We start from the raw sequence: 7,041 nt of genomic DNA, 5'->3' as shown, positions 1-7,041 counted from the left end.
GGAGACGTCGAGCAAAGACGGTGGTATTCCGAAAACAACAAACCCCGGCTAAATAACCGGGGTTTGTCAGCAGTCTGGGCTCCCTGGTGGGAGCCCCTTTTTTGTATGGCGGTGGGCCAGGGATTCGAACCCCGGGAGGATCTCTCCTCAACGGTTTTCAAGAACAACGGCAGACACCACTATATGACACTATGCACTATAAATACAGGGTTTTTCGTCGATGCGGTCCGTGTCAGTTTTGCCCATTTTGTGCATTGGTGAGGGGTGTTGTGTGCCCAGACTGTGCCATGCCATGCCATGCCATGCCATGCCGACGGTGCTAAATACCGTCGACGTACCTTGTGCGTCTGTTGCATAAAGTGTAAGACGGGGTTATTGTAATTCTCACGCGCCGTTCATGGTGCGTCAGACAGCCCCATCGTCAAACCTTCAAAACAGCCAGGCCGTATGCCATACAAGCCAACTGAACTTGCTTCAGGCGGCCTCGGCATCGGCAGATAGCACTGAGGTCCTCTGAAGTCATTGAGGACCGAAAAATGGAATCAGCACCTCATGCAGACAACCAGGCTCTGGCCGGCGTTGTGCTGCAACTCGTCCGGGCCCTGGGCCTGAACCCCTCCGAACTGGCTGAAGCGGCCAATGATCCGCTGGCCAACGTTCCAGACGTCACATTCGTTTCAGTTTCTGAAGCCCTGGCGGTGCACCCGGATGTTTATAAGAACATGAATTCCCTACGGTGGCAGCTACGAAACCGTGAGCACAATGGCTTGCTGGCTTGCGGGGCGGTCACGGAACACTACAACCGGGCTCCCCGTCGAAAAGTGAAAGGCGACCGCCGGCCTACGCTGCACATTCATCACCGCCAGTGGGTAGCCCACCAGCGCGGACTGACCGGCAAATAAAAAAGGCGACTCGTGATTACGCACGAAGTCGCCTTATAGGAGGACACCAGTTGAGGAAGCTGGATTTCTCCGGAATGTAAACGACCTGTGCGTGTCGCGCCAGTCGCCTCCAGAGAGGAATTTGGAGGCAACACCATGCAATACAAAACTACCGACGAAGTCGGCGACCACCTGATTGACGTCATTTGGTACAACCCCTGCGCCCTCTGGGTGGAAATCACGTTTAGCGGTAGCGGGGAGGTCCGCTGGTGCGCTATACACGAGCAAGAGGGCCTAGCCTACGTCTACCACGAAACGGGTGGCCCAGAGGGCGGGACTTCCGTTACCCCAGTTCCTGTTATCGCCCTGCTGAACGGACCAGACGGAGAACTGTACCGCACGATGCTGGAATTCTACCGCCGGGTAGAGGCAGACCGGCTCGAGTCAGATCGGGGGGCTGCGTAATGAATCAACCAGAAAAGACCCGCGCCGACATCGAGCGCGACGTTGCCGAGTACCTAGCTGGAGGAGGGCGGGTCACCCCTGTCGCCCCTGGCGTCACTGGCGAGGACTTCTCCCGGCACCTGACCCAGGCCGAGCGCCGGCAGAAGCAGAAGCGGCGCACTACCGCGACCATGGAGTCACGGAGGGCCGGCAAATGACTGACCGGCAAATTGAGACAGTCGGCGACTTCCTGGGGTATATCAGACCAGTCGGAGGTATCCATGTCTGCAGTATCGATCCCGCTGGGGGCTCACCTCGCGGGAGGGTGTTCGATATGCCCCGGCATGCCGCTAACGCAGCCAGGTGGGTAGAGAAGGAGAATAACCGGGGGCGGAATTGTTACTACACCCTGAACGAAGTGAAGGCGAACAACGCACCCTATGACCTCGCTAAGCCAGACAAGGGCGACATTGTTGCCCTAGCTGGTTTCCATACAGATGTGGACCCGGTCGGGGAGGGGGACTATAACGCCCGCAGGGCGCGTCTGCTGAACGGCACTCGGGACAGGGTGCTTGCGACCGAGCCCACCCTGGTGGTGGACTCGGGGAACGGGCTCCAACCAGTTTATCTATTGGACAAACCATGGCCGATAGATCGCCTCGACGAGGTCGAGTCACAGAACCGCGGTTTGTTGGATCGGTTCGAGGGTGATGTCGGCACCTGGGCTGCAGATCGGTTGCTCCGTGTCCCCTTCACTGTCAACTACAGCAGCCCCAAGAAGGTCCAGAAAGGCTATCCAGAGCAGACTCAGGCCACAGTAGTGCATGTGGGCGCCAGGCGGGCCGATGCTACTGGGCTGCCCCCACCTAAAGCGCAGAAGCCGGATAAACAGCACGACACGGTCAAGGCACCAAAGGAGATTCCCGAGGCGAAACAGGCCAAGCTGCTGGAGCGGTTCAACGACTACGCCCTGGTAGGAAACGCCCAGCTGCGGGACCGGTATGAGTACGCCGCCGAAGATGGCCTGGCGGACACCAGTCGCTCGGGGTTCGACCGGTCTATCGCCCTGATGTTGAAGGCGGAGGGCTTTACCTACAACGAGTTCTGTTTTCTGGTGCAGGAGCAACCGCCAGAGGTTTCAGCATTCCCGGACAAGGCTGCAGACGGTGACTGGCGGTATTTCCATCGAGCGTACTATCGCGATGTCGACGAAACGATGGAGCCTTCGGACCAGCCTGGGCTCAAGGTCACCGCTTGGGACAGTGTCCCCGACATCGAGCCGCCCCTCGTGCTGGTTGAGTCCACCCTGACGGTGCCCGCCACCTCCCTGTTGATAGCCGAGCCGAACACCGGTAAGTCAGCTATGGCGCTGGACATGGCCGTAGCGATTGCGTCCGGGGCCGACTGGAACCGAAAGCGGGTTATGCAGGCTGGGGTGCTGTACGTCGCGGTGGAGGCCGAGGCGTCGATTGTGCAGCGTATACGGCCATACCAGGCCGAGCTCAAGGGCCTGCCGTTCCATGTAGTGGGGGCCCAGAGTTTCGACCTCTCCACGGCTGCGGGGCGGGAGCAGGTTCTGGGGCTGGTTCTGGCCGCGGTCGAGCCCTTGCCCGACCCTGTCCGGTTTATCGTGATCGATACGTTGTCAGATGCGGCTCCTGCGGTCGACGAGAACGCCCCGGAATTCGGCGCGGTGGTGCAGTGGGGGCGTCGACTGGCGGAGCAGCTCGACTGCCATGTGATGTTCGCACACCACAAGGCCAAACACTCCCAGGGGAGTCGTGGTCACACCTCAGTACCTGCCAAGGCTGACACTATTATCGAGCTGTACATGGACAACAGCGGCGTTGCTACCGCGACCTACACCAAGCAGCGCGACCTGCCGAGCCGGGGGCTCACATTCAAATTCGGGTTTGATTCAGTCGATACAGGCCAGCTCGATAACCTGGGCCACCCGGTCACTGTTCCGAGGATCCACTACAACGAGATGGACCTGGCACCGGGTGGGCCCGACCCGGTCGAAGAGGCCGAGCAGACACGCTTCGCAATACTCGACGAATTCGAAAAGGCGGGCCGGCACATCGGCCGTGACAAGGCCATGAAGCGGTTGAAGCGTGACGGGCTCCCGACATTCCGCGCAGAGGATTACTCGCCGCGCCTGGAAGCCTATGCAGCCGAGGGCTGGCTGGAAGGGAAACCCGGTCAATTCCAGATCACGGAGATGGGCACCCAGTGGTTGGGGAAAAACCGCGACAGACTCGAGTTCGACCTGTTCCGGTAGACCTGTTCCGGGGAACAGGTGACCTGTTCCGCCCATGATCCAGAGTACCCCGAGACCTGACCTGTTCCCCTTAGCGTCTGACTAAGGGGGAACAGGTCGGTCCCTCTCCAAATTGGGAACAGTTTTTCGGAACAGGTCGGCGCGGCTGGGCCGTGGATTCCGCCCCGTGGGCGCTGGCTGCGGCCGCCAGTTTCTACTAGACAACTAGCTGCGGTGGGTTTACATACGGGGAGCCAGGAGGAGTTGACCCATGCCTGGCGATCCCGCAACTGTACAACGCGCACCTGATGGCAAGCTGCTACCCGGCAGCAAGCTCGGTGGTGGTCGGCCCAAAGGTGCCCGCGCCCAGTTCACCGAGCAGTTCATCGCCGACTTCCGTGACGTCTGGCAGCAGCATGGCCTGGACGCCCTCAAGAAGGTGGCGAAGAAGCAGCCCCTGCAGCTGATCAAGGCCGCCGTGGCCCTCCAACCCAAGAATATCGACCTCGAGGTCAGCCCGTCCGAGGGCGGCCTGGTGATCAACCTGATGGGCATGCGCCACCCGCTCCAGACCCCGCTGGAGGGTGAATATTCAGAGGTAACGGTTGATCAAACCGTTGAGACCGACCCGTCAGCACTGGAAAAACATGAGTCTGAGGCCCTGTATTGGCACATTCCGGGCACAAACAGCCCTGAAAAGGTGTCGGCGGACACGTCCGGACACGTCCAGGCGGACACCCCGCCGAAGCCCACTAAACCCCGCGCCCGGGCGAGGAAACCGCAATGACCTGGACCGTGAAAACGGATCTCGGCTTCTGGCGCAACTTCAAGATCTGCGTGGATGGCACCAACTACTTCTTGGCCTGGAGCCGAGCCGGGCGCCGGTTCGCGGTGAACCACGACTTGCGCAGGCTGCAGCGTGACCACGCCGCCATTCTCGCCCAGTTGGGCAAGCGGCTACTCGCCGACCCCGACGCCCCCGTGGGCCCCGACTACAAACCCGACCCTCGGCCCCGTAGGCCCAAACGTATCCGCAAGCCACGGACACGACCGGACGCGTCTGTGGACGCGGCGGAGGAGCTATACCTATGACCCACCACAACGACCTACACTTCAAGGCCAACACAGGCTGCCCCTATTGCGCCAGGTCCTCACGCGCCGGCGGGGCGCCTGGTGGTGATCCCCACCAGGCTGTCCTGGTGGTTCCTTACGTTCAATTTCTAATGAGCTTGACGCGCGTCTTAATAGAGCAAATTGAAGCTATGACGAGCAGGCACACCGGCAACATACAAAATCTCATCTGGTACACCTCTGGAACGGGACGTTGGGTTATCTGGTCAGCCAATGGACTATTTCGATTGGAAGACATATCGGGAGTTGCGTACTTAGGCTGTGGCCGATGGAGCGGACGGCGGAGTTGGGGGCCGCGGTGATAGACTTACCATAGGTGTTCCATGAATTAGCCCAGTAAACACGCCTCTCGAGGTCTCGTACCTAATTTTCTTTCGCTCACTTGTAGTGAAGTTGAAGTGGTCTGGCCTATCGAAAAATTTCAAGTTTCGTCAGGGCCCTTAACCACAACGGTGTGGTCCTGCCCGCATGCCTCACACCGGTATGTGGCCTCCATGTCCAGGAGAACGCCCCGCTGCACTCGGGCGCCCACCACCTCGATCTCCTCCCCGAGGCAGGGGTTGTACAGGGTCAGCACTTCCGGTTCAGACTCCTTTGTTTTCGACATGATTTTTTCCCCAATTCAGATCGAGCGGTAATAAACTTGTTTAAGTTCAGACGTTTCTAATTGTCAGTGAAAATTACCCCGATTCATGTGCCCCTCAGTATGGTTAAACTCGAGCTCAAAGAGGGTGACGCCGCGAAGGCGTTCAGGCCCCGGGAGATTCCGTAGGCTCCAGACTGCCCAAGCTGATCAGGTCATCGACCAGCGAAACCGGCAACCCCGCGTTTTCGGTAAATTCCCGCAGCTCGTCCTCGGGGAACGAGTCAACATCCATTGATGCCAGCGACTGGAACAAGTCCCAACCGGGGTGGTTGGAAGGCGGTGTGGAAGCCAGTATGTACTCGGTCATTTTCTCCACTATTGCGTCACAGGCCCAGCAGCTCGGCGGCGGAAAACTCACTGACGTCGACCTCGGCGCCACACTGCTGGCACCGGATCTCGATGATGTCGAAACCAATGTCCGAATCCTTATTCGGAGCCACCTTGGCCTTCATCTTACCTGGGCACTCCTGGCAATCGAACTCGACCTGTTTCGCCTCGAAAATGTTCACGGAATTTCCCCCAAACTGAACCTCATGTTCACACAGATCGACCTGATGTAAGCCGAGCAGTGCTGTTCATCGCGATTTCGCGGAAGGGTTGCCCGTTCGAATCCAATTTTGATACATGCCCAGTGACTCTTCGTAGAGGATAATTATGGCCTCGGTAATTCGCGCATTGAGATGGTCGTGGCCGCCATCTTGATCGTGGCTTGAAAAATTTCCGAAGAGCTGTAGAGATTCGAGGCAAAGTTTAAACACATCTGGGACATTACTATCTTTGACTGGTTTCATTAGGTCGTTCAGGAGCATTTTGTTTGCGGGCTTGCCTCGTTCTTCCAAGCCGACAGTTCGATAGAGGTGCTTTCCTAATGCCTCCGCACCCCTGCGCATACTTGCTATGGCGGTAACATTATCACTCTGAGCGAGGTAATTCCGTGCTCTATCCAGCTCCATAGCGGCGTTTCGAATTTCCGGCAAATGCTCGATGCTTTGATCTTGAGATTTGTTTCCAGAAACAGGGTTTTTAGGTGGGCTTTCTCCGCGATTTTTAACCTCAACTATTGCATCGGCGATAAGTTGTACAAATTCCTTTCTGGCTCCAAATTCCGCTGTTGCAAGGAAAGCCTCGATGGATCCTGGTGTAGCTGCGTCCACAGCGTCAGAAATCGCTTTCTTTGTCTGTACTGTAGTGGCGTTGTCAAAAAGGATCGCTTCCAAGGTCGGAAGTGCTTCGAGTGACCCGACATCACGTACGGCTTCTGCTATGTGGACTCTTCTGGGTTCTCCGTCCGTATTAGAGTATTTATACAAGTCCTCAAGTAACCTAACCTCTATTTCTGGATCAGGATATCGCGATCTATAGAGGTCAACTAATTCCCACATACTAGATAGAATCTCGTCTCTTTTGAGTTCGTACAGTGACGGAGATTGAGTATGACTTAACAACTGTACAACGTACTTCAATACGATATGCTCTCCCTTCTTGATTTTCTCCTCAACAATAATTTCGACGTCGTGAATGATGGAATTATGCGCGAAAACTTTGTCCCAGATGTCCGGGAGGTAAAGCTCTTGGCTATTCCTGAACTTAAAGAGGATTGAATTCTCTTCAGGTGTTTTTTGCATAAATTGAGCCTCCTAACCGTGGTTTATGTGAGGGATAGAGTGTGAGCTAGTGAT

The 7,041-nt window shown here is 57.1% G+C and carries 10 protein-coding genes; 6 read left to right on the top strand and 4 right to left on the bottom strand.

The annotated features are described in order from the left end of the window. Positions 1 to 536: 536 nt before the first annotated feature. From FV139_RS20605 to FV139_RS20580, 6 genes are all read left to right on the top strand, one after another. Positions 537 to 902 carry a hypothetical protein gene (locus tag FV139_RS20605; protein ID WP_148070382.1) on the top strand — a complete coding sequence of 122 codons (366 nt, stop codon included), beginning with the start codon at positions 537 to 539 and terminating at the stop codon, positions 900 to 902. Positions 903 to 1,037: 135 nt separating this feature from the next. Further along, entirely contained in the window at positions 1,038 to 1,346 is a 309-nt protein-coding gene (locus FV139_RS20600) for a hypothetical protein (RefSeq protein ID WP_148070381.1), read from the top strand. After that, on the top strand, positions 1,346 to 1,543 hold the full coding sequence (locus FV139_RS20595; RefSeq protein WP_148070380.1) for a hypothetical protein: 198 nt from the start codon (positions 1,346 to 1,348) through the stop codon (positions 1,541 to 1,543). Before FV139_RS20600 ends, FV139_RS20595 begins: the two co-directional genes overlap by 1 nt. A 116-nt stretch (positions 1,544 to 1,659) precedes the next feature. Further along, positions 1,660 to 3,606 (top strand): AAA family ATPase, encoded by a 1,947-nt coding sequence (locus FV139_RS20590; protein WP_187276668.1) that lies wholly within the window; start codon positions 1,660 to 1,662, stop codon positions 3,604 to 3,606. Positions 3,607 to 3,856: 250 nt separating this feature from the next. Further along, positions 3,857 to 4,372 carry a hypothetical protein gene (locus tag FV139_RS20585; RefSeq protein ID WP_148070378.1) on the top strand — a complete coding sequence of 172 codons (516 nt, stop codon included), beginning with the start codon at positions 3,857 to 3,859 and terminating at the stop codon, positions 4,370 to 4,372. After that, positions 4,369 to 4,677: a hypothetical protein gene (locus tag FV139_RS20580; RefSeq protein ID WP_148070377.1), complete on the top strand. Its 309-nt coding sequence runs from the start codon at positions 4,369 to 4,371 to the stop codon at positions 4,675 to 4,677. Before FV139_RS20585 ends, FV139_RS20580 begins: the two co-directional genes overlap by 4 nt. Positions 4,678 to 5,137: 460 nt before the next feature. Here the strand turns inward: FV139_RS20580 and FV139_RS20575 are convergent, their stop codons facing one another. The 4 genes from FV139_RS20575 to FV139_RS20560 form a co-directional block, all read right to left on the bottom strand. Then, positions 5,138 to 5,323: a hypothetical protein gene (locus FV139_RS20575; RefSeq protein ID WP_148070376.1), complete on the bottom strand. Its 186-nt coding sequence runs from the start codon at positions 5,321 to 5,323 to the stop codon at positions 5,138 to 5,140. Between the two features lie 142 nt (positions 5,324 to 5,465). Then, positions 5,466 to 5,669, bottom strand: a complete 204-nt coding sequence (locus FV139_RS20570; protein WP_148070375.1) for a hypothetical protein — start codon at positions 5,667 to 5,669, stop codon at positions 5,466 to 5,468. A 16-nt stretch (positions 5,670 to 5,685) separates the two neighbouring features. Further along, positions 5,686 to 5,871 carry a hypothetical protein gene (locus tag FV139_RS20565; protein ID WP_148070374.1) on the bottom strand — a complete coding sequence of 62 codons (186 nt, stop codon included), beginning with the start codon at positions 5,869 to 5,871 and terminating at the stop codon, positions 5,686 to 5,688. Between the two features lie 66 nt (positions 5,872 to 5,937). Next, positions 5,938 to 6,987 (bottom strand): hypothetical protein, encoded by a 1,050-nt coding sequence (locus FV139_RS20560; protein WP_148070373.1) that lies wholly within the window; start codon positions 6,985 to 6,987, stop codon positions 5,938 to 5,940. Positions 6,988 to 7,041 lie beyond the last annotated feature (54 nt).

It is taken from the genome of Parahaliea maris, assembly GCF_008064665.1.
Taxonomy (GTDB): domain Bacteria; phylum Pseudomonadota; class Gammaproteobacteria; order Pseudomonadales; family Halieaceae; genus Parahaliea; species Parahaliea maris.
This window is presented reverse-complemented; position numbering and strand designations above follow the sequence as displayed.

Coding starts and splice junctions, on each gene's coding strand:
- FV139_RS20590 (WP_187276668.1), top strand. CDS start 1,660: ATGCCCCGGCATGCCGCTAACGCAGCCAGGTGGGTAGAGAAGGAGAAT.
- FV139_RS20560 (WP_148070373.1), bottom strand. CDS start 6,987: ATGCAAAAAACACCTGAAGAGAATTCAATCCTCTTTAAGTTCAGGAAT.
- FV139_RS20600 (WP_148070381.1), top strand. CDS start 1,038: ATGCAATACAAAACTACCGACGAAGTCGGCGACCACCTGATTGACGTC.
- FV139_RS20570 (WP_148070375.1), bottom strand. CDS start 5,669: ATGACCGAGTACATACTGGCTTCCACACCGCCTTCCAACCACCCCGGT.
- FV139_RS20580 (WP_148070377.1), top strand. CDS start 4,369: ATGACCTGGACCGTGAAAACGGATCTCGGCTTCTGGCGCAACTTCAAG.
- FV139_RS20575 (WP_148070376.1), bottom strand. CDS start 5,323: ATGTCGAAAACAAAGGAGTCTGAACCGGAAGTGCTGACCCTGTACAAC.
- FV139_RS20605 (WP_148070382.1), top strand. CDS start 537: ATGGAATCAGCACCTCATGCAGACAACCAGGCTCTGGCCGGCGTTGTG.
- FV139_RS20595 (WP_148070380.1), top strand. CDS start 1,346: ATGAATCAACCAGAAAAGACCCGCGCCGACATCGAGCGCGACGTTGCC.
- FV139_RS20585 (WP_148070378.1), top strand. CDS start 3,857: ATGCCTGGCGATCCCGCAACTGTACAACGCGCACCTGATGGCAAGCTG.